Below are 20300 nucleotides of genomic sequence, written 5' to 3'. Positions count from 1 at the left end.
CTGCCAGCATCGAATTGTGACACATGCTTGAAATCAAAACCATATCCAAACGCTATGGCGAGACGATCGCGCTCGCGGACGCATCGATCGCGTTCCGGGCGGGGACCATCCACACCATTCTGGGCGAGAACGGTTCGGGCAAGAGCACCATGGTCAAGCTGTTGTCCGGCATCGTCCAGCCGGACAGCGGTGTGATCCTGCTGCACGGCAAGCCATTCCCTGGCGCCAATCCATCGGCCTTCCAGGCGCAAGGCTTCGCCACGGTATTCCAGGAGGTGCTGATCGCGCCGGACCGCAGCGTAACCGACAACATCCTGCTCGGCCTCGACGGACTGGTCCGACGTGCCGTTCCCCGTCATGAGCGCCGTGACCGGGCGGAAGCTGCGCTGAAGCGCTTCGCGGTCACCGACGTCCCCCTCGACAAGCCAGCCGGCCTGCTGCCGCTTGCCGCGCAGCAATTGGTCGTTCTCGCCCGCGCGATCGTGCGCAACCCAAAGATCCTGATCCTCGACGAGGTCACCGCCGCGCTCGACTTCGCCGACCGCGAATCGGTTTTTTCGTTGATGCGTGCGCTTGCCGGCGAAGGCTGCCTGATCCTGTTCATCACCCACCGCATGGATGAGGTGATGTCGCTTTCGGACCGCATCTCGATCCTGCGGGGCGGCAGCGTCGTGCGCACCGAAGAGCGCGGCGCTTCCACGCCGGCGGAACTTCTCAAGGCGATGGCGCCACGTACCGCTGCGGAATTGTCGCATGGCTGATCGCACTGCTCTCGATTTTGGTGATCTTGCCGTTCGGGAACTCGTCATCGCGCCCGGCGCCAGCCCGATCACGCAGGCCATTGCTCCGGGTGAGATCGTCGGGCTTGCCGGTCTCGATGGTCATGGCCAGGAGCTGTTTCTCAAGATGCTTGCCGGCCTGGAACCGTCCCATGGCGGCTCGATCGAACTCGGTTCATCAGATGCCTCCCGAAAGATTACCGGGTTTCGCAAGGCTGTCGCCAGCGGCATCGCCTATTTGCCGCGCGACCGACGCGCCAACGGCATTTTCCCGACACAGTCGGTGCTCGACAATTTCGCCGTCTCGACCTTGTCGCGCGACACGCGGCTCGGGCTAATCAGCCCGTCGGCACGCAAGGCGCGCTACGACATCTACCGCGAAAAACTGTCGATCGCCGCACCCCGGCCCGATGCGCCGATCACCACTTTGTCGGGCGGCAACCAACAGAAGGTGCTGCTGGCGCGGGCGCTGGCGCTGGAGCCCGCGATCCTGCTCCTCAACGATCCGACGCGTGGCGTCGACGTGGCGACGCGGCATGTGATCTACGACGTGTTTCGCGGGCTGGCGGCCGACGGCATGGGGCTCGTCATCCTATCCAGTGAAATCGAGGAGATTCTTCTCCTGTGCCAGCGCGTGCTGGTGTTCCGTGAGAATGAAGTCGCGGCCGAGATCTCTGGCGACGCGCTCACCACCGACAGCGTGATATCAGCCATGTTCGGACGTGCGGCATGAACCCTGTTGCGCGTCTCTTGTCCCTTGGGCGAAATTTCGGCTTCGCGGTGGTGCTGCTGGTCGTGCTGCTTGCGATCAATCTTATCCTCAGCCCTGGGCGGTTCCAGCCGGGTTCCTGGGGCGCGCTGGTCGGATTGGCGGCGCCCTTGATCGGTGCGGCCATTGCGTCCACGCCTGTCATCCTCTCCGGGCGTGGCGGAATCGACATCTCGGTCGGGCCATTGATGGGCTTCGTCAACGCTTTGGCGATCCAGGTGCTGTTCCTCGGCGCCGGCATCTCATCACCCCTGGTGCTCGTTCCGGCGGCGTTGCTCGTCGGCGCGCTGGTGGGTGCTGCGAACGGCTTTCTCGCGACAATCGTGCGCATCCAGCCGATCGTCGCCACGCTCGGCACCTATCTGATCCTGACCGGCGTCACGCTGACGATCCTGCCGGCGCCGATCGGCCCGGCGCCGGCCTGGCTCAAGGCACTGTCCGGTCCGCTGTCGATGCTGCCGCTGGCACTGATGTTCATTGCCTGGTGGCTGGTGCGGCGCACCCCTTACTACGACCAGTTGATGGCGGTGGGCAGCGACGATCGCGCGGCCTACACCGCCGGCGTCGATGTCACGCGCGTGCGCTTCGTCGCCTATGTCATGACCGGCATCCTGGGCGGATGCGCCGGGCTGATGCTGACCGCGCTGATCGGCTCCGCCGACCCTAACATCGGGCCGACCTACACGCTGATCGCCATCGCCGCCGTAGCGCTCGGCGGCGTCAGCCTGGCCGGCGGGCGCGGCGGCGTCGCCGGTGCAGCCATTGGCGCCATCGACATCTTCCTGCTGCAAAGCGTGCTGACGACGTTCAACGTCTCGACCTTCGTGCTGCAGATCGCCTACGGCGCGATCCTGGTGCTGGCCGTGATGCTGACAGCGCTGCAGGAACGTCTTGCCACGAGGGGGCGCTAACATGACCGGGCGAAACCTGTTCGCGACAACCAACGCCCGCGTGGTTGGCGCCTTCTGCGTCGCCGCCCTTCTGCATCTCGCCGGCACGGTCCTCATTCCTGGCTACTCCGCGCCGTTTGCCATACGCGCCATGCTGGTGCTCGCCTCGCTGCTTGCCGTCGCCTCGATCGGCCAGACGCTGGTCGTCATCATGGGCGGCATCGACCTTTCAATCCCCTTCGTCATCGGCTTTGCCAATGTCGTGGCGGCGCAGCTCTATGGCGATGGCTGGAATTTTGTCCTCGTCTGCGGCCTTGTCGGCGTGCTGGCGCTCGTCATCGGCGGGCTGAACGGGCTGATCTCGCGCAGCCTCGACATCCAGCCGCTGATCGTCACGCTCGGCATCGGCATGGTCGTGCAAGGGCTGGTGCTGCTGTGGACAGCCGGCTTCCCGTCGGGCTCCGCGCCGCAAGCGGTTTCCAGCTTCGTGTCGATCGGCGGATCGGCCGGACCGCTGCCGGTGCCGTGGCTGGTGCCGAGCCTGGTCGTGCTGGCCGCACTCGTCGTGCTGGTGCTGGAGCGAACGCCCTATGGCCGCCGGCTCTACGCGCTGGGCAGCAATCCGGGCGCGGCGCCACTGGCGCTGATTGACCCGGTTCGCATGTGGGTCATCACCTATGCCGCAAGCGCCTTCTTCGCCGCTGTGGCAGGGGTGCTGCTGCTCGGCTTCACCGGTTCGGCCTATGGCGATGTCGGCCAGCCCTATCTGTTCCAGACCATCGCGGCGGTCGTCGTAGGAGGCGCAGCACTTGTCGGCGGCCGGGGAAGCTATCTCGGCACGATCGCCGGCGTGCTGGTGCTGACCGAGATCAACACGCTGCTGATCGGCCTCGGCTTCCAGCCCGCAGCGGTGCAGGCCGCGCTCGGCTTCGTCATCGTGCTGCTGGTTTCGCTCTATGGCCGCGAACGGCACGTCTCGACAACCATCTGAAAGGACCAGTCAGTCGAGCCGCCACAGCTTGCGGGCATTGCCGGACAACAGCCTGTCGCGCTCGGCAATGCTGCAGCCCGAGAGCAATGCATGGGTCGCCGCCACCCAGGTCGACAGGCCGCCGCCTAGCGTGCAGACCGGCCAGTCGCTGCCCCAGACGACGCGGTCCCAGCCGAATGAATTGATGGTATGCTCGACGTACGGCCGCAACGTCTCAACCGTCCAGCTGCCGGCATCGGCATAGGCGACGACACCGGAAATCTTGGCCATGACATTCGGGCGCCGGGCGATGTCGCTCATATGCTCGCGCCATGGATGTTCGCTCTTGCCTTTGATGTCGGGGACGCCGCAATGGTCGAGGATGAACGTCACATCGGGTGCCAGATCGGCCAGCGCGATCGCCTTGGGGATCAGGTGCGGCAGCACGACGAGATCGAAGGTCAGGCCGGTGCCGCCAAGCCGCTTTATGCTGTCGCGAAACACCGCACCTTCCGAGAGATCGTCGGGCACGACATGGAGGACGCGGCGAAAGCCTTTTACGAACGGGTTTGCCCGCTGCCGTTCGAGATAGGCCGCGAAGTCCCCTTCCTCAGGGCGGCAGGACGCGATCACCCCGGCCAGCATGCTGCCGGACTGCCGTGACAGTCCTTCCACACGAGCGGTCTCGGCTTCGATGTCGGCCGCATCGACATCGACCTCCATATGCAGCACACGCCCGACGCCGACACGCTGCGCCTCCGTCGCGTAGTCTTCATAAGAGAAATCGCGGTTGAGCGCCGGCACGCCGGCGAGCCAGGGATAGCGCAGGGCCGAGCGATCGATCAGGTGAAGATGGGTATCGATGATCATGGTGAGGCTCCTCCCTCTGGCTTTTTAAATCATCTCACGGGGGAATTCTTCATTCAAATAAGAATTCATGCCGATGAGCCGACTGCTGATCCAGCGAGGTGCGACAGCTTTTCACACGTCGCCAGCAACAGTTCGATCGTCCTGGTGATGTCGGGCGCGGAAGGCGCGTTGACCACCGTGATGTAGGGAATCGACAGTGCGGCGATTGCCTTGCCGTCGGAACTGCGCACCGGGGCGGACAGGTTGAAGACGCCGGCTGTCTGCATCGAGGCCATCATCTCGTAGCCACGGTCGCGTATCTGGTCGAGACGGGTGAAGAACTCGGTCGATTGCGCCGTCTTGTCGGTGCTGCGGACGTGTTCGGAAATCATCATCTGGCGCTCTTCCGGTGAGCGGAAGGCGAGCAGCACATGTCCCGATCCGGTGTCGAACAAACTGATATGGGAGCCGACCCGGATCGATATGCCCCAGTAGTTCGGTGCTTCTTGCTGGCCGATGACGACGGCAGAACCTCGATCAAAAACAACGAGTTGGTTGGCCTGCTGCGATGTCTCGGCAAGTTCACGCATCAGCGGCGTCGCATAGGAGACCAGCCGCCGTACCGGCGCGTGCAACTGTGCCAGACCGAACAGTTTGAGCGTTAGCGAATAGCGGTCGCCGTCGAGGCGCGTGACGTAGCCGCGCCGCACCAGCCGGTCGAGCATGCGATAGAATTCGTTGGGACTGCGGTCGAGTTTCTTGGCGATTTCGGCCTGGGTCAGGCCGCCGTCGACGCCCGCCAGCAGTTCAAGGATATCGAGCCCCTTGTCGAGCGCCGGCGCGCGATAGCGCTCGTCTTCGCTGTCGTCCATGGGCTCATCCTCCAGTGAATTTCACCCTTCATATACGCAGGAACGTGCGCGGCGGAAACAAATTTCGCCTTGACGTGTCTATGAATGTTTTGTTTGTATATGAATGTAGCACTTCTTGTCATCAGACGAGTTGCGGTCGCCGCGGAGGCGACACCAAGGGAGGATACCAATGAACAGACTGCTGTCCGGCGTGTGCGCCGGTGCATTGTTGCTCGCGTCAGGTGCGGGCGCTGCCCTTGCCGGCGACCTGCCCGGCAAGTTCGAAGGCGTGACCGTCGACGTGAAGCTGATCGGCGGCCAGCAATATGAAAAGCTCTACGAGCGCATTCCCGAATGGGAGAAGGCGACCGGCGCCAAGGCCAACATCCTGACCAAGAAGAACGGCTTCGACATCGACAAGGAGCTCAAGTCCGACATCGCCTCCGGCAGCACCAACTGGTGCGTCGGCTGGAACCATTCGTCCTTCGCGCCGCAATATACGGGCCTTTACACCGACCTCAGCAAATTGCTGCCCAAGGAAGAGATCGACGCTTTCGTGCCGTCGACGATCACGTCCGCAACCATCGACGGCAAGCTGGAGATGCTGCCGCGTGCGCAGTTCGACGTTTCGGCGCTCTACTACCAGAAGAGCCTGTACGAGAACGCCGACAACAAGACCAAGTTCAAGGCGAAATACGGCTATGATCTGGTGCCGCCGGACACCTGGAAGGAAGTGACCGACCAAGCCCAGTTCTTCGCCAACCCACCCAATTTCTACGGCACGCAGTTCGCCGGCAAAGAAGAGGCGATCAACGGCCGCTTCTACGAGATGGTTGTCGCTGAAGGCGGCGAGTATCTCGACAAGGATGGCAAGCCGGTCTTCAATTCCGACGCCGGCATCCGGGCGCTCGACTGGTTCGTTAACCTCTACAAGGCCAAGGCCGTACCGGCCGGCACGACCAACTACCTCTGGGACGATCTCGGCCAGGGCTTTGCGTCCGGCACCGTCGCTATCAACCTCGACTGGCCGGGCTGGGCCGGTTTCTTCAACGACCCGAAGTCGTCGAAGGTCGCCGGCAATGTCGGCGTCAAGGTCGCGCCGAAGGGCTCGTCCGGCAAGCGCACCGGCTGGTCCGGTTTCCATGGCTTCTCGGTGACCGAGAACTGCCCCAACAAGGAGGCCGCGGCTTCCCTGGTGTGGTGGCTGACCAACGAAGACAGCCAGAAGCTCGAGGCCGCCGCCGGGCCGCTGCCGACCCGTACCGCAGTGTGGGACTGGGTTTTGAAGCAGGCCGAAAACGATCCTTACAAGAAGGAGGTTCTTACCGCCTTCCAGGAAGAGGCCAAGCACGCGTTTGCCGTGCCGCAGACGCCTGAATGGATCGAGATCTCGAACGCCGTCTATCCCGAGTTGCAGGCGGCGATCCTCGGCGACAAGACCTCCAAGCAGGCACTGGACGATGCGGCCGCCAAGGCGACGCAAATCCTCCAGGACGCCGGCAAGCTCTAGAAACGGGCTCCCAGGGCTGCCTCCCCCATTGGTAATGGGGGAGGCGATCGCGTTTCGCGGCCAGCGGTTTGCGCTAACCCATCGCACCCGGCCCACCCACCGCCGTCCAAATGCAAACACCTCAAGGATTCTGATGAAGGGCTTCAAGCCATCCGCGCCATTCCTGCTGCTGCTTCCGGCCATGATCGTGCTGGCGGCAGTTGTCGTTGTGCCGTTGCTGTTGTCCCTTTACTCCAGCTTCACGCCGTTCCGCCTGACGCGGCCCGAAACGTTCTACGTCTTCATCGGCATCCGGAACTATCTTTCGATCCTGTCCAACACCGATTTCTGGTGGGCGTTCGGCCGCACGGTGCTGCTACTGACCATCGCGCTCAATCTCGAAATGCTGCTCGGCCTTGGGCTTGCCATGCTGGTCGAGAAAGCGACACGCGGCCAGCGCATCCTGCGCACGCTGATGATGTTCCCGATGATGTTCTCGCCAATCCTCGTCGGCTTCCAGTTCAAGTTCATGTTCAACGACAATATCGGCCTGGTGAACAATGCGCTGCAGTCGCTCGGCATTACGCAGGACGCCATACCGTGGTTGATCGAGGGCCATCTCGCCTTCATCGCGATTTCGATCGCCGAGATCTGGTCGTCGACGGCGATCTTCGCCATCCTGATCCTCGCCGGCCTGCTCGCCATGCCCAAGGAGCCGATCGAGGCGGCGCGTGTCGACGGCTGCACGCCGTGGCAGACATTCCGCTATGTGACGTGGCCGTTCGTCATGCCTTTCGCCTACATAGCCATGACTATCCGTTCGCTCGACGTGGCGCGCGCCTACGACATCGTCAAGATCATGACCGATGGCGGACCGGCGGGCCGCACCGAACTGCTATGGACCCTGGTGGCCCGCACCGCCTACAGCGACGGGCGCATGGGCATGGCCAACGCCATGGCCTATTTCTCGATCCTGCTGTCGATCGCCTTCACCGTCTACTTCTTCAACAAGCTCGCCGCGGCGCGCACGCAGATTGGTGCGGAGTGGTGAAGATGGACGAGAATTCTTCCGCCCGCCTGAAGCGCCGGCTGCTGGGCATCGTCTATCGCATTGGCCTGTTCCTGGCGATGCTGACGATCTGCCTGCCGGGCCTGTGGATCGTCCTCTCGTCGCTGCGGCCGGCGGTCGAGATCATGGCCAAGCCGCCGGTCTGGATCCCGCAGGAGATTTCGTTCGACGCCTATGTCGCCATGTTCAGCGGTATCGGCAAAGGCGGCATTCCAGTGATCGAATATTTCCGCAACTCGTTGATCATCTCGGTGACCTCGACGGTCATTGCAGTGGCCATCGGCATGGCCGGCGGCTATGCGTTCGCGCGCTACCGCTTCCGCGGCAAATCGAGCGTCTTCCTCGGGCTGATGCTGACGCGCACCGTGCCGGGCATTGCGCTCTCGCTGCCGCTGTTTTTCCTCTATGTGCGGCTTGGCATCATCGACACCCATTTCGGGCTTATCCTTGCCTATGTCGCGCTCAACGTGCCGTTCACGATCTGGCTGATCGACGGCTTCTTCCGTCAAGTGCCCAAGGACCTCGCGGAGGCCGCGCAGATCGATGGCTGCACGCGCTGGCAGGCGTTCTGGCAGGTCGAGTTCCCGCTTGCCGGGCCGGGCATCGCGTCGGCCGCGATCTTCGCCTTCCTGACCTGCTGGAATGAGTTCGCTCTGGCCTCGCAGCTGACCCGTTCGGTGAGCGCCAAGACGCTGCCGGTCGGCCTACTCGATTACACGGCCGAGTTCACCATCGACTGGCGCGGCATGTGCGCGCTGGCCGTGGTGATGATCATCCCGGCGCTCACCCTCACCTACGTCGTCCAGAAACACCTTGTCGGCGGCCTGACCTCCGGCGCGGTGAAAGGCTGATACCATGGCAACCGTTACCCTCACCAAGCTGACCAAGCGCTACGGCACTGTCGGGATCGTGCACGGCATCGATCTCGACATCGCCGACCGCGAGTTCATCGCGCTGGTCGGCCCCTCCGGCTGCGGCAAGTCGACGACGCTGCGGATGATCGCCGGGCTGGAAGAGATCAGCGCCGGCTCGATCGAGATCGGCGGGCGCATCGTCAACGATTTGCCGCCACGCTCGCGCAACATTTCGATGGTGTTCCAATCCTACGCGCTCTATCCGCACATGACGGTGCGCGAAAATCTCGGCTTCTCTCTGAAGATCGCCGGTGCCGCCAAGGAAGACATGGAGCGCCGCGTCGCCGAGGCCTCGGCCATCCTCGGCCTCGACACGCTGCTGGATCGCCGCCCCTCACAACTGTCCGGCGGCCAGCGCCAGCGCGTCGCCATGGGCCGCGCCATCGTGCGCGATCCAGACGTCTTCCTGTTCGACGAGCCGCTTTCCAATCTCGACGCCAAATTGCGAACGCAGATGCGCACCGAGATCAAGAAGCTGCATGCCAAGGTGCAGTCGACGGTGATCTACGTCACCCACGACCAGGTCGAGGCGATGACGCTGGCCGACCGCATCGTCATTATGCGCGACGGCCATATCGAACAGGTCGGCACGCCCGACGAGGTCTTTCGGCGGCCGGCAACCCGCTTCGTTGCCGGCTTCATCGGCTCGCCGCCGATGAATTTGCACGAGGCCACGATCGATGACGGCCAGATGGTTTTCGCCAACGGCGAAAAGCTGCCGCTGCCCGCTCAGTTCAAGGCCAATGTCACGACCGGCGACAAGGTTGTGTTCGGGCTACGGCCGGACGACATCTATCCGACCGGCCATGGCATCAGTTCCGGTGGCGCGGCAGACGTCCACCAGATCGAACTGCCGATCACCGTTACCGAACCGCTCGGGAACGAGACGCTGGTGTTCGTCGAATTCAACGGTACGGACTGGGTGTCGCGCATGCTGAACCCGAGGCCACTGCGGCCGAGCGAGCGCGTCGCCATGAGCCTCGACATGTCGCAGGCGCATCTGTTTGCCACAGAGACCGGAAAGACATTGCGGAGCTGATCGGCATGACCAGAATCGAGAAAGTCGACCTTCGGATGGTGGACCTTGTGCCCAAGGTCAAACGCACCGACGCCATCCAGAGCTTCGTCAGCCAGGAAACGCCGATCGTGACCATCACCGATTCCGACGGCGCGGTCGGCACCGGCTACAGCTACACGATCGGCACCGGCGGCTCGTCGGTGATGCGGCTTTTGTCAGACCATCTGGTGCCGCGCCTGATCGGCCGCGACCCCGACATGATCGAGGCGATCTGGCACGATCTCGAATTCGCCACGCATGCCACCACGATTGGCGCGATCACCGCTATAGCGATCGCGGCGATCGACACGGCACTATGGGATCTGCGGGCCAAGAAACAGAACCTGCCGCTGTGGAAACTGGCCGGCGGTGCCAAGGATCGCTGCCCGCTCTACACGACCGAAGGCGGTTGGCTGCACATCGAGACGCAGGCGCTGGTTGACGATGCGCTAGCCGCCAAGGCGAAGGGCTTTCGCGGCTCGAAAGTGAAAATCGGCAGGCCGCACGGGTCGGAGGATCTTGCCCGCCTGTCGGCGGTGCGCAAGGCGGTCGGCGACGGCTATGAGATCATGACCGACGCCAATCAGGGTTTTTCGGTTGACGAGGCGATCCGGCGCGCCGCGAGGTTGCGCGAACTCGACCTCGCCTGGATCGAGGAGCCGCTGCCGGCCGACGATATTGACGGACATGTGCGGTTGTCGAACTCGACGCCGACGCCGATCGCGATCGGCGAGTCGCTCTACTCCATTCGCCATTTTCGCGAATACATGCAGAAAGGCGCCTGCTCGATCGTGCAGGTCGATGTCGGCCGCATCGGCGGCATCACGCCCTGGCTCAAGATCGCGCACGCGGCGGAGGCCTTCGACATTCCGGTCTGCCCGCATTTCCTGATGGAACTTCATGTCAGCCTGACCTGCGCTGTTCAGAACGGCCGATATGTCGAATACATTCCGCAACTCGACCAGTTGACGGGCAAGCGCCTGCGCATCGAGGATGGCCAGGCGCTGGCGCCCGACGAGCCGGGCATCGGCATCGATTGGGACTGGGACGCGGTCAAGGCCATGAGCATCGCCGAATTCACCACGGCGATCACGAAATAGGAGACTGATATGCAGCGGATGGGGATGGTTCTGGGACTGAAGCCGGAAAAGGTCGATGAGTATGTCCGCCTCCATGCCGCCGTCTGGCCCGACGTGCTGGCCATGATCTCCGCCTGCAACATCAAGAATTATTCGATCTACCTGAAGCGGCCGGAGAACCTGCTGTTCAGCACCTTCGAATACCACGGCAGCGACTACGAGGCCGACATGGCGAAGATGGCGGCCGATCCGAAGACGCAGGAATGGTGGGCGGTCTGCATGCCATGCCAGGAGCCGCTGGCGACGCGCAAGGAGGGCGAGTGGTGGGCCGAGATGGACGAGGTCTTCCATCATGATTGAAGGCGGTTTCGACCCTGCCTTGCTCGTTCAATCCTGGCCAAAACCCTCAAAACCCCGGCCGATCGTCACTTTCGGCGCCGGATCGATCGTCGGCGACGCGCATTTCCCGGCCTACAGGAAGGCCGGCTTTCCAGTAGCCGGGCTTTATGATCCTGATCATGCCAGGGCTGAAAAGCTGGCCAGCCAATGGGGCGTGACGGCCTTTGGCTCGGTCGAAGAAGCTGCTGCCGTCGAGGGCGCGATCTTCGATCTTGCCACCCCGCCGTCGCGTCATGCCGATGTGCTGAAGTCCTTGCCTGATGGCGCGGTGGCGCTGATCCAGAAGCCGATGGGCAGCAATCTTGCCGAGGCGACCGCGATCCTCGAGATCTGCCGCGCCCGGAAGCTGCACGCAGCGGTGAACTTCCAATTGCGCTTCGCGCCGATGATGCTGGCGCTCAAGGATGCCGTCGGCAAGGGCTGGCTCGGCGAGATCGTCGACTTCGATGCCTGGCTGGCGCTGGCGACACCGTGGCAGCTTTGGGAATTCCTGCTCAAGGCGCCGCGCGTCGAGATCGCCATGCATTCGATCCACTATCTCGACCTGATCAGGCAATTGCTCGGCGACCCCAGGGGTGTGAACGCCAAGACGCTCGGCCATCCCAACCATGGCGTGGCGCAGACACGCACCAGCGCCATTCTCGACTATGGCGACACCGTGCGCTGCGCGCTGTCGATCAACCACGACCATAAGTTCGGCCGCCGGCACCAGGCCTGCGAGTTCCGCATCTGCGGCACAGAAGGTGCCGCCTATCTCAAGCTGGGTCTCAACCTCGATTATCCCACAGGTGAACCGGATGTGCTGGAGATTTACCCCAAGGGTGGAACGGACTGGGTCGCGGTGCCCTTGGCCGGCGAGTGGTTTCCAGACGCCTTCGTCGGCCGCATGGCCAATGTCCAGCGTTTTGCCACCGGAGAAGATGCTATGCTGATCAGTCCGGTCGAGGATGCCTGGAGCACGATGGCGCTGGTCGAGGCGGCGTATCAGTCGAGTGCGGCACCGGCGACGCCGATTGCGGAAAGACCCTGATGGAACAGATCCAGTATTTCGAAGACTATGAGATTGGCGCGTCGCGCCTGACCAGCGGCCGCACCATCACCGAGACCGACTTCATCGTCCATGCCGGCCACACCGGCGATTTCTTCCCGCACCACATGGACGCCGAGTTCATGAAGACGACGCCATTCGGCCAGCGCATCGCGCACGGCACGCTGGTGTTCTCGGTCGGCATCGGGCTGACGGCAACCGTCATCAACCCTGTCGCCTTTTCCTATGGCTACGACCGGTTGCGCTTCATCAAGCCGGTGTTCATCGGCGACACGATCCGGACGCGCACCACAATTACGGCCAGGGAAGACGACCCGAAGAGGCCGGGGTCGGGACGGGTGATCGAACGCTGCGAGGTGATCAACCAGCGCGGGGAAGTGGTGCTGGCGGCCGACCACATCTACATCGTCGAACGCAGGCCGACGCAGGGCTGAGACTTGGGAAAGTCCTAGAGCATTTCATTATCGTACCCGCCAACCCTGAGTTCTTTTCAGGATACCTTTCGAAACAGCCAAGTGAATGATCCGCGCGAATGCGTTGGTGTAGAAGATCATCATGCCCATGGCAGCAGCAGGCGCGGTGTCGCCAGCGTCGTCCATGTTGAGCACTGCAACCGAGGCGAGCGCCGTGTGTGTTGTATAGATGAAGACCACCGCGGAAACCGTCGTCATGGCGTTGACGAAAAGATAGATCGAGATGTCAAGGATTGCCGGCAGACAGATCGGCACTGTCACCCGCGTGAACAGGCGATAGAAAGGCTGCTTCAGCGAGGCCGCGACCGGCTCGAACTCACGATCGATCTGCTTCAGCGCCGTCAGGGCCGTCAAATGACCGACCGTGTAAAAGTGCGTCACGGTGCAGACGACCAGGATCGCCATTGTGCCGTAGATCGCGTGCAGCGGATTGGCCGGATTGTTGAAGAAGAAAATATAGGCCAGGCCAAGCACAAGCCCCGGCACCGCCATCGGCAGCATGGCGAGGAAGTGGAAGGCTGCCCGTCCGGTCCTGAAGCCTTCGGTCTTTTCGACGATGTAAGCGCCGACGAAGACGATGACGGTTCCAAACACAGCGGTGAACAATGAGAGCGTGATCGAGTTGTAGTAAGAGGCCCAGCCCCCGCCATCCATGCGACCGAACGCGAAATTCTTCAGGCTGAGACTGAGGTCGTAGGGCCAGAACTTGACCAGCGCTGCGTACTGGCAAATGCCGATGATGCCGGCGATGAACAACGCGACCAGGCTGCAATAAGCCAGACAGACCAGGTCGAAGCGGCGATTGGGTTTTGCCTCGTAAGGCACCGAGCGGGCCGACAGGAGCGAAACCTGCCTGCGCTGGACCAGGCGGTCGACGACGAAGGCGGCGATGGCCGGGATCAGCAAGATGACCGAGACCACCGCCCCCATCTCGAAATTCTGCTGACCAATCACTTGCTTGTAGATATCGACGGCGAGCACGTTGAACTGGCCGCCGATGACCTTCGGCAAGCCGAAATCGGTGATGACGAGCGTAAACACGACAAACGCCGCGGAGATCAAACCGTAGCGCGCGCCCGGAATGGTAACGACCCAGAACGTCCGCCACTTGCTGGCGCGCAGCGAAGCGGCGGCTTCATATTGGCGCTGGTCGGAGATCGCCAGTGCCGTCGAGACAATGATCAGAGCATGGGGAAAGGTGAAGAATATCGAGCCGACGACAATCCCCAACGGACCGTAGATCGATATGCCGCCAAGCAGGCTTTTCAACAGGCCCTGGTTGCCGAACAGATAGATGAGGGCGATGCCGGGCAGTAGCGACGGCACCAGGATGGGAGCCATGGCGATGAGCCTGAATAGGCCCTTGAAGCGCATCTTGCTTCGGTTCAAAGCGTAGGCGAAGCCGAAGGCTATGCCGACCGTGATGATGGTGCTGATCAGCGCGATCAGGAAGGAGTTCTGGATCGAGCGGAACAGCGTTGGCGTCGAGAAGTAGGTTGTGTAGTTGTCCAACCCAAGCTCGCGCGCGGGCCTCAGCATAATGCGCCGAAAGGTGTTCGAATCGACTTCCTGCCATTCGGTGCCGCGGTGGAGTTGCGTGCCGATCAGGAAATAAGCGTCATCGGTCGTGCCGCGGACCTTGTATTTGACCGGGCTGCGGAAACTGAAATCCGGAAAGAAGCTGGTGGCCGGCAACCGACCATCGGAACTGGTCGCAAGCTTTTCTGGCGGGACCGCGGCGAGTTTCTCGTTCAGAGCGGCGGCCGTCACTGGCTCGCCGAAATTGCCGAGCTTGTCGCTGACCTGGAATTCGAACGCGCCAAGATCGAAGCTGTAGGTCGAGAACGATTTCGACAGCATCACGTAGAGCGGGGCTGCCAGCGACAGGACCAGATAGAACGAGATGACGACCAGCAGGCCGCGCTTGATCAACTCGTCCTTGTCGAGCGACTGTCGGAGTGCCCGACCGGACGGCATCAGGATATCAGTTGCCGCCGCCATGGCGCTCTCCTTGCGGGAAGACAAGCAGTCGGTCGGCGGGCAGTTCCACCGTTAGCGCTCCGCCTTCGGCGAGGCCGAGACGCCGCGTGGCGTTGACCGAGAAATCGGCGATCAGAATCTCGTCTCCAAGCTCTCCGCCGCGCAGCCGGGTGCGCCAGAACGAACCCAGGAATTCCATTTCACCGACGGTCACTTCGATCAGGTTTTCCGAAGTCTTCACCACATCGGGTGCTCCAGGCGAGCGCGAGCCCGGCCCGTGTGGAATCACGTCTTCCGGCCGAATGGCGGCGACGACTGCTTCGCCGTTCGCAAAGCTGTGCGGCGCGCATCTGAAAGCCTTCGTCCCGAAGCCTACCGAATCTGCTCCTACCGTCGCATCGAACTTGTTGGTCTCGCCGATGAAATCGGCGACGAACAGCGTCCTGGGATGGCGATAGATTTCAGTCGGGCTGCCGACCTGCTCGATGACGCCATGGTTCATGACTACAATGCGGTCGGCCAACGACAATGCTTCTTCCTGGTCGTGCGTAACCATGATCGTGGTGACGCCGAGCTTGCGCTGCAGCCCCTTGATCTCGTGGCGCAAGTGCACACGCACCTTGGCGTCGAGCGCCGACAGCGGCTCGTCGAGCAGAAGCAGGCCGGGCGAGGTGGCGATGGCCCGGGCGAGCGCGATGCGCTGCTGCTGCCCGCCGGAAAGCTGCGCTGGGTATTTCTTCGCCTGATCGGGCAAGCCGACCAGCATGAGCAATTCCTTGACGCGGGCATCGATCTCGGCGCGCGGCCGTTTGGTGTTTTCCAGGCCAAAGGCGATGTTCCTTTCAATCGTCAGATTGGGAAACAGCGCGTAGGACTGAAACACGATGCCGTAGTCGCGTTTTGACGGCGGCAGCGTTGAGATATCCGTGCCCCCCTGGCGGACGACGCCTCTGGTCTGCAGGTCGAGGCCGGCGACGGCGCGCAGCAGCGTGGTCTTGCCGCAACCCGAAGGGCCGAGAAAGCAGATGAATTCGCCTTCGTTGATGTCGAGCGAGATGTCCTTCAGCGCATGGAACTCGCCGAAGGCCTTCCAGAGATGTTCGATCCGCAGGTAAGCCGTGTTGCCGGCAGCGGTCATGGGATGCACCTCGGCCAGCGTTGCCGATAGATCAGCGACGGGTTCGTGTCTCATTTTGACCATCCGGGAAGAGTTACGAGAAGGGCGCCGCTCTGACGGCGCCCTGTCGAAATGCTCTGCGTCTAGCTCTTGGGCTCAGACTTGGCGTCGTAGCGCTTCGTCCACTCGTCGAGAATGGCCTTGCGGTGGTTGGCCGCCCACTCGAAGTCATTATCGATCATCTTGGACTCGATATCTGCGGGCAGGAATTCGACCGGCTTGGCGACATTCGGCATAGCCAGAACCGCATAACCTACATTGTACATCTCGTTGGCCTCCTTGCTGATCGACCAGTCGAGCAGCGTTTTGGCGGCTTCGAGATTTTTCGTTCCCGCAACGATCGCGGATGCCTCCATGTCCCAGCCGATGCCTTCGGACGGGATGACGATATCGAGGGGGGCGCCCTCCTTCTTCGATTTCGCGGCGCGGAACTCGAACGAGATGCCGATTACGGTTTCACCGGCGGCGGCCATTTTGCACGGCTTCGAACCAGAATGCGTGTAGGCATCAATATTCTGATGCAGGGCGTCCATATAGGCCCAACCATCCTTCTCGCCGAACAACTGCAGCCAGCTCGATACATCGAGGAAGCCGGTGCCGGACGAGGCCGGGTTCGGCATCACGATGTGACCCTTGTATTCCGGCTTGGTAAGATCTTTCCAGCTGGTCGGCTCGGTGAGGCCAAGCTTTTTGCCCTCCACGGTGTTGAAGCAGATCGAAGCCGCCCAGGCGTCCATGCCAACCCAGGCCGGTGGCGTGTCCTTGTCGACAAACTTCGGCTTGAGCAATTCGACGCCTTTTGGCGCGTAGGGCTCAAGCATGCCTTCGGTCTTCAGCACCAGAAGCGATGTAGCGGCAAGGCCCCAGACAACGTCGGCCTGCGGATTGTCCTTTTCGGCCAACAGCTTGGCGGTAACGACACCCGTGGAGTCGCGGACAAAGTTCAGTTTGATGTCGGGATGGCTCTTTGTGAAAGTCTCGGCGTAGCGGGCGAGATCTTCGGCTTCAATGGCGGTATAGACTGTCAGTTCGGAGGTTTCGGCAAAGGCGGCGGATGACATCAATGCCGCGGCGAAGGCCATTGCGATAGTTGCGTTGCGCGATTTCATGCTCAGTTCCCCTTTGATTGTTGGCACATTCTGCGATGCACTGTGACGATCTCGCCGGTGGACCTTGCGACCCTGTAGCGCTTGTGAATGTCGTCGTTGGGTCAACTCTGGGGATTGGTGATCGATAAGTAAAATCTATTTATTTTATGACAGGCAAACTTCTCCTGATAGTTGTCATGGAACTGTCGCATACCTGTTGCGGCCGCGATTTCGCGCTGCGAAAGCCCACGATTGGCAACGGAGACGGTTATGGTCAGCCGAACGAAACGCCCGTTGTCTGTGCCCGCAAACGCGGGTCGGACGAGCGGACAGTCACCACCAGATCGACGCCCCTTGCCCGTAAGCCCGCGTCGATGCCGGGGCATGCGAGCTCGCGGTCGGTGCGCACGGCCTTCATGGTCAGGCCGCCAGCACGGCGGTCTCGAGGATGTCGAGCGCACGATCGAGATCAGCTTTCGAAATGACCAGCGGCGGCGACAGCGTCAGCACATTGCCCTGGCTGACCTTGAAGCTCAGCCCCTGCCCCAGGCAAGCATAGAAGACGCGTTCGGCGAGATCGCGCGCCGGCTCGCGCGTATCGCGATCCTCGACGAGCTCGACGCCGACCATCAGTCCCCTGCCCCTGACGTCGCCGACATGGGGCGAGCGCGCCATCAGGTGCTGCATACGCTCCAGCATGTGCCGGCCAAGTTCGGCCGCGCGTTCGACCAATCCTTCCTCCAGGATGATGTCGATCGTCGTCAGTGCGGCGCGGGTCGTCACCGGGTTCTTCTCGTGGGTGTAGTGGCCGATCGCGAAGCCACCGGTGACGTCGAGGTCGCGGCGCGCGATGACGGCGGCGATCGGCAGGATGCCGCCGCCGAGCGACTTGCCGAGGACGACGATGTCGGGCGTCACATCATCATGCTCGTGGGCGAAGAATTTTCCCGTCTTGCCCAGCCCGGTCGGGATCTCGTCGAAGATCAGCAGCGTGCCGTGCCGGTCGCAGGCTTCGCGAACCCGCTTCCAGAAACCGGGCGGCGGCGGGTTGGGCGTCGCCCGCATCGGTTCTGCGACGACCGCCGCCACGTCCTGTTCGCGGCCGAGCACATAGGCGATCATGTTGGCGCAAGCGAGCCCCGAGGTTTCGAGGGAATCGTGGCCATAGGGACAGCGATAGCCGTCCCAGGGTGCGACGTGCTCGGTGCCGGTCATCATCGGGCCTGATATGTGCGAGCGGAAGGTCGCCTCGCCGCCGACGCTTGCAGCGCCGAAGCCGGCCCCGTGGAACGCATCCCAGAACGACACCGTCTTGAAGCGGCCGGTCGCGGCGCGGGCGATCTTCAGCGCGACCTCGATGGCATCCGAACCACCGGTGGTGAACAGCACCTTGCCGAGATCGCCGGGCGCCAATGCCGCCAGCTTCTCCGCCAGCTCGACGGCGGGCTCGCAGGTAAAGCGGCGCGGCGCAAAGCAGAGCTCATCGAGCTGCTTTTTGATCGCCGTGACCAGCCTTGGATGGCCGTAGCCGAGGTGATGCACGCTGTTGCCGTGGAAATCCATGAAGCGGCGGCCAGCGGTGTCCTCGATCCAGATGCCTTGCGCCTTCGCGATGGTCGAAAGGCAGGGGCTGGACAGACTCTGGTGCATGAAGGCAGCCGCGTCGCGATCGAGCAAGCCGCGGATCCGCGGATCGTCCTGCCCGGCATCCCATCGGCCGCGAGCCGCTGTGGTGTTGGAATCGCCTTCGGTGTGCACAAGCTCTTTGATCGCGGCCATCATGGTCTCCGAAACGCGAATGAGGGAGCGGCGAACGCTCCCTCGGTTGTCTTATCCGTCAATGCCGCCCGGTCAGGACCAGGGCAGCGAAAATGTCTTCACATTGGTGTAGCTCTTCATCGCCTCGATGACGCCTTCCTTGTAGCCATTGCCCGAATCCTTGATGCCGCCGAAGGGCGACATCTCGATGCGGTAGCCCGGCACTTCCCAGATGTTGACGGTGCCGACCTGAAGGCCGGCGATGTATTTCTGCATGCGCGGAAAAGAGTTGGTGCAGACGCCCGACGACAGGCCGAAGGCGGTCGAGTTGGACAGTGCGATCAGCGCATCATCGTCGTCCGGCGCGCGAACGATCGGGATGATCGGGCCGAACGTCTCCTCCATCACCAATTCGGATGTGTGAGGAACGCGATCGACGACGATCGGCGGCAGCAACGCGCCCTGACGACCCGGATTGTAGAGGATTTCGGCGCCCTGCTCGGCGGCCATGTGGACGCGGGCTTCGAACAGCGCCGCCGCCTTCTCGTGCACGACGGTGCCAAGGTCGGTCGAGCGGTCCATCGGATCGCCGAAGCGGATTTTTTTCGCCCGCTCCAGCACCAGCGGCACGAAGCGGTCGGCGACGCTTTCCTGAACCAGGATGCGCTTGACCGCGGTGCAGCGCTGGCCGGAGTTCTTTGTCGCGCCGGCGACGGCCAGATCGGCTGCCCTGGCCAGATCCTCGTCGGAGAGATCGTTGAGGATGATCAGCGGGTCGTTGCCGCCGAGTTCCAGCACCTGGCGCTTGTAGCCGGCGGTGCGGGCGATCATCTTGCCGACCGGCACGCCGCCGGTGAAAGTGATCAGGTCGATATTGTCGTTGGTGATCATCTCGTTGCCGATGTCTGCGGGCCAGCCGGTCACCACCGACAGCATTTCGGGCGGCAGACCGGCTTCATAAAGAATGTCGGCCAGGAGAAGCGCCGTCATCGGCGTCAGTTCGGTCGGCTTGACCACTACGCAATTGTTGGTGGCGATCGCCGGCGCCACCTTGTGCGAGACCATGTTGAGCGGATGGTTGAACGGCGTGATCGCCGAGATCGCCTTCAACGGCTCGCGGGTGGTGAAGATCTTGCGCGCCTTGCCGTGCGGGGTGAGGTCGCAGGAGAAGATCTGGCCGTCATCCTGGATGCACATCTGCGCCGACAGCGTGAACACGTCATAGGCACGGCCGACCTCATAGAGCGAGTCCGTCTTGGAGATGCCGAGCTCGAGCGTGATGAGATCGGAGATTTCTTCGCGGCGCGACGCCAATGCCTCGGCGGCGCGGAACAGGATCTGCTGGCGCTCGTAGCGCGTCAGCCTCGATTTGTAGCCGGCGGCGATTTCGAATGCTTTTCGCGCGTGCTCGGCACGCCCGGCCGGCACCGTGCCGATGACGGTGTCGTTCCAGGGGTAGCGCACCTCGACGACGCCGTCGGCATCAACTTTCTTGCCGGCAATGCGCATCGGCTCGTGGCGGACTTTGATGGAAGGGTCGAGCTTGGTCATGTGAGTTTTCCCGGTGCTCGGAGAGCACATTGATCTTTGTCGGCGAGGCCATCGCGTCTTTGCAATGGCTTCCCCCACTCCGTCGCCGCTTCGCGGCGCCACCTCTCCCC

The 20300-nt window shown here is 62.5% G+C and carries 19 protein-coding genes; 12 read left to right on the top strand and 7 right to left on the bottom strand.

Going from position 1 to position 20300, the window contains the following annotated elements; translation table 11 throughout:
* Nucleotides 1-23: 23 nt before the first annotated feature.
* From EOB59_RS10150 to EOB59_RS10135, 4 genes are read left to right on the top strand one after another with little or no spacing between them, the layout of a single operon-like run.
* Nucleotides 24-761: an ATP-binding cassette domain-containing protein gene (locus tag EOB59_RS10150; RefSeq protein WP_128288282.1), complete on the top strand. Its 738-nt coding sequence runs from the start codon at nt 24-26 to the stop codon at nt 759-761.
* Nucleotides 754-1512 (top strand): ATP-binding cassette domain-containing protein, encoded by a 759-nt coding sequence (locus tag EOB59_RS10145; protein WP_128288281.1) that lies wholly within the window; start codon nt 754-756, stop codon nt 1510-1512. Before EOB59_RS10150 ends, EOB59_RS10145 begins: the two co-directional genes overlap by 8 nt.
* Nucleotides 1509-2459, top strand: a complete 951-nt coding sequence (locus EOB59_RS10140; protein WP_128288280.1) for an ABC transporter permease — start codon at nt 1509-1511, stop codon at nt 2457-2459. Before EOB59_RS10145 ends, EOB59_RS10140 begins: the two co-directional genes overlap by 4 nt.
* A 1-nt stretch (nt 2460) precedes the next feature.
* Nucleotides 2461-3429 (top strand): ABC transporter permease, encoded by a 969-nt coding sequence (locus EOB59_RS10135; RefSeq protein ID WP_127811133.1) that lies wholly within the window; start codon nt 2461-2463, stop codon nt 3427-3429.
* Between the two features lie 9 nt (nt 3430-3438).
* Here the strand turns inward: EOB59_RS10135 and EOB59_RS10130 are convergent, their stop codons facing one another.
* Both EOB59_RS10130 and EOB59_RS10125 read right to left on the bottom strand, forming a co-directional pair.
* Entirely contained in the window at nt 3439-4278 is an 840-nt protein-coding gene (locus EOB59_RS10130; protein ID WP_128288279.1) for an amidohydrolase, read from the bottom strand.
* A gap of 65 nt (nt 4279-4343) precedes the next feature.
* Nucleotides 4344-5129: an IclR family transcriptional regulator gene (locus EOB59_RS10125; RefSeq protein ID WP_127267478.1), complete on the bottom strand. Its 786-nt coding sequence runs from the start codon at nt 5127-5129 to the stop codon at nt 4344-4346.
* Nucleotides 5130-5298: 169 nt separating this feature from the next.
* Here EOB59_RS10125 and EOB59_RS10120 point away from each other — a divergent pair, with 169 nt between their 5' ends.
* From EOB59_RS10120 to EOB59_RS10085, 8 genes are all read left to right on the top strand, one after another.
* A complete protein-coding gene (locus EOB59_RS10120) occupies nt 5299-6618 on the top strand; it encodes a sugar ABC transporter substrate-binding protein (RefSeq protein ID WP_127811135.1) in 1320 nt (439 codons plus the stop codon).
* Nucleotides 6619-6751: 133 nt separating this feature from the next.
* The gene (locus EOB59_RS10115) at nt 6752-7648 is read left to right on the top strand and encodes a sugar ABC transporter permease (protein WP_023808865.1); all 897 of its coding nucleotides are present in this window, start codon (nt 6752-6754) and stop codon (nt 7646-7648) included.
* Between the two features lie 2 nt (nt 7649-7650).
* The gene (locus tag EOB59_RS10110) at nt 7651-8517 is read left to right on the top strand and encodes a carbohydrate ABC transporter permease (protein WP_127267476.1); all 867 of its coding nucleotides are present in this window, start codon (nt 7651-7653) and stop codon (nt 8515-8517) included.
* Nucleotides 8518-8521: 4 nt separating this feature from the next.
* Nucleotides 8522-9619 carry a sn-glycerol-3-phosphate ABC transporter ATP-binding protein UgpC gene (gene ugpC / locus EOB59_RS10105; RefSeq protein ID WP_127811136.1) on the top strand — a complete coding sequence of 366 codons (1098 nt, stop codon included), beginning with the start codon at nt 8522-8524 and terminating at the stop codon, nt 9617-9619.
* A gap of 5 nt (nt 9620-9624) precedes the next feature.
* A complete protein-coding gene (locus tag EOB59_RS10100; protein WP_128288278.1) occupies nt 9625-10737 on the top strand; it encodes a mandelate racemase/muconate lactonizing enzyme family protein in 1113 nt (370 codons plus the stop codon).
* A gap of 9 nt (nt 10738-10746) precedes the next feature.
* Nucleotides 10747-11076, top strand: coding sequence for an L-rhamnose mutarotase (locus EOB59_RS10095; RefSeq protein WP_128288277.1), 330 nt, complete (start codon nt 10747-10749; stop codon nt 11074-11076).
* Nucleotides 11072-12145, top strand: coding sequence for a Gfo/Idh/MocA family oxidoreductase (locus EOB59_RS10090; RefSeq protein WP_206622039.1), 1074 nt, complete (start codon nt 11072-11074; stop codon nt 12143-12145). Before EOB59_RS10095 ends, EOB59_RS10090 begins: the two co-directional genes overlap by 5 nt.
* Nucleotides 12142-12597, top strand: a complete 456-nt coding sequence (locus EOB59_RS10085; RefSeq protein ID WP_164781743.1) for a MaoC/PaaZ C-terminal domain-containing protein — start codon at nt 12142-12144, stop codon at nt 12595-12597. The genes EOB59_RS10090 and EOB59_RS10085 overlap by 4 nt, the downstream gene beginning before the upstream one ends.
* Nucleotides 12598-12624: 27 nt before the next feature.
* Here the strand turns inward: EOB59_RS10085 and EOB59_RS10080 are convergent, their stop codons facing one another.
* From EOB59_RS10080 to phnY, 5 genes are all read right to left on the bottom strand, one after another.
* Nucleotides 12625-14637: a putative 2-aminoethylphosphonate ABC transporter permease subunit gene (locus EOB59_RS10080; RefSeq protein ID WP_128288275.1), complete on the bottom strand. Its 2013-nt coding sequence runs from the start codon at nt 14635-14637 to the stop codon at nt 12625-12627.
* Nucleotides 14621-15754, bottom strand: coding sequence for a putative 2-aminoethylphosphonate ABC transporter ATP-binding protein (locus EOB59_RS10075; protein WP_128288307.1), 1134 nt, complete (start codon nt 15752-15754; stop codon nt 14621-14623). Before EOB59_RS10075 ends, EOB59_RS10080 begins: the two co-directional genes overlap by 17 nt.
* 122 nt (nt 15755-15876) lie before the next feature.
* Nucleotides 15877-16902, bottom strand: a complete 1026-nt coding sequence (locus EOB59_RS10070) for a putative 2-aminoethylphosphonate ABC transporter substrate-binding protein (protein WP_127381958.1) — start codon at nt 16900-16902, stop codon at nt 15877-15879.
* A 399-nt stretch (nt 16903-17301) separates the two neighbouring features.
* Nucleotides 17302-18660, bottom strand: coding sequence for an aspartate aminotransferase family protein (locus EOB59_RS10065; protein ID WP_127266990.1), 1359 nt, complete (start codon nt 18658-18660; stop codon nt 17302-17304).
* A 72-nt stretch (nt 18661-18732) separates the two neighbouring features.
* Nucleotides 18733-20190, bottom strand: a complete 1458-nt coding sequence (phnY, locus tag EOB59_RS10060) for a phosphonoacetaldehyde dehydrogenase (protein ID WP_128288274.1) — start codon at nt 20188-20190, stop codon at nt 18733-18735.
* Nucleotides 20191-20300 lie beyond the last annotated feature (110 nt).

Source organism: Mesorhizobium sp. M7A.F.Ca.MR.176.00.0.0, assembly GCF_004023165.1.
In the GTDB taxonomy this organism is placed as follows: domain Bacteria; phylum Pseudomonadota; class Alphaproteobacteria; order Rhizobiales; family Rhizobiaceae; genus Mesorhizobium.
Note: the sequence above shows the minus strand (reverse complement) of the source record. Positions and strands in the feature narration are given on the sequence as shown.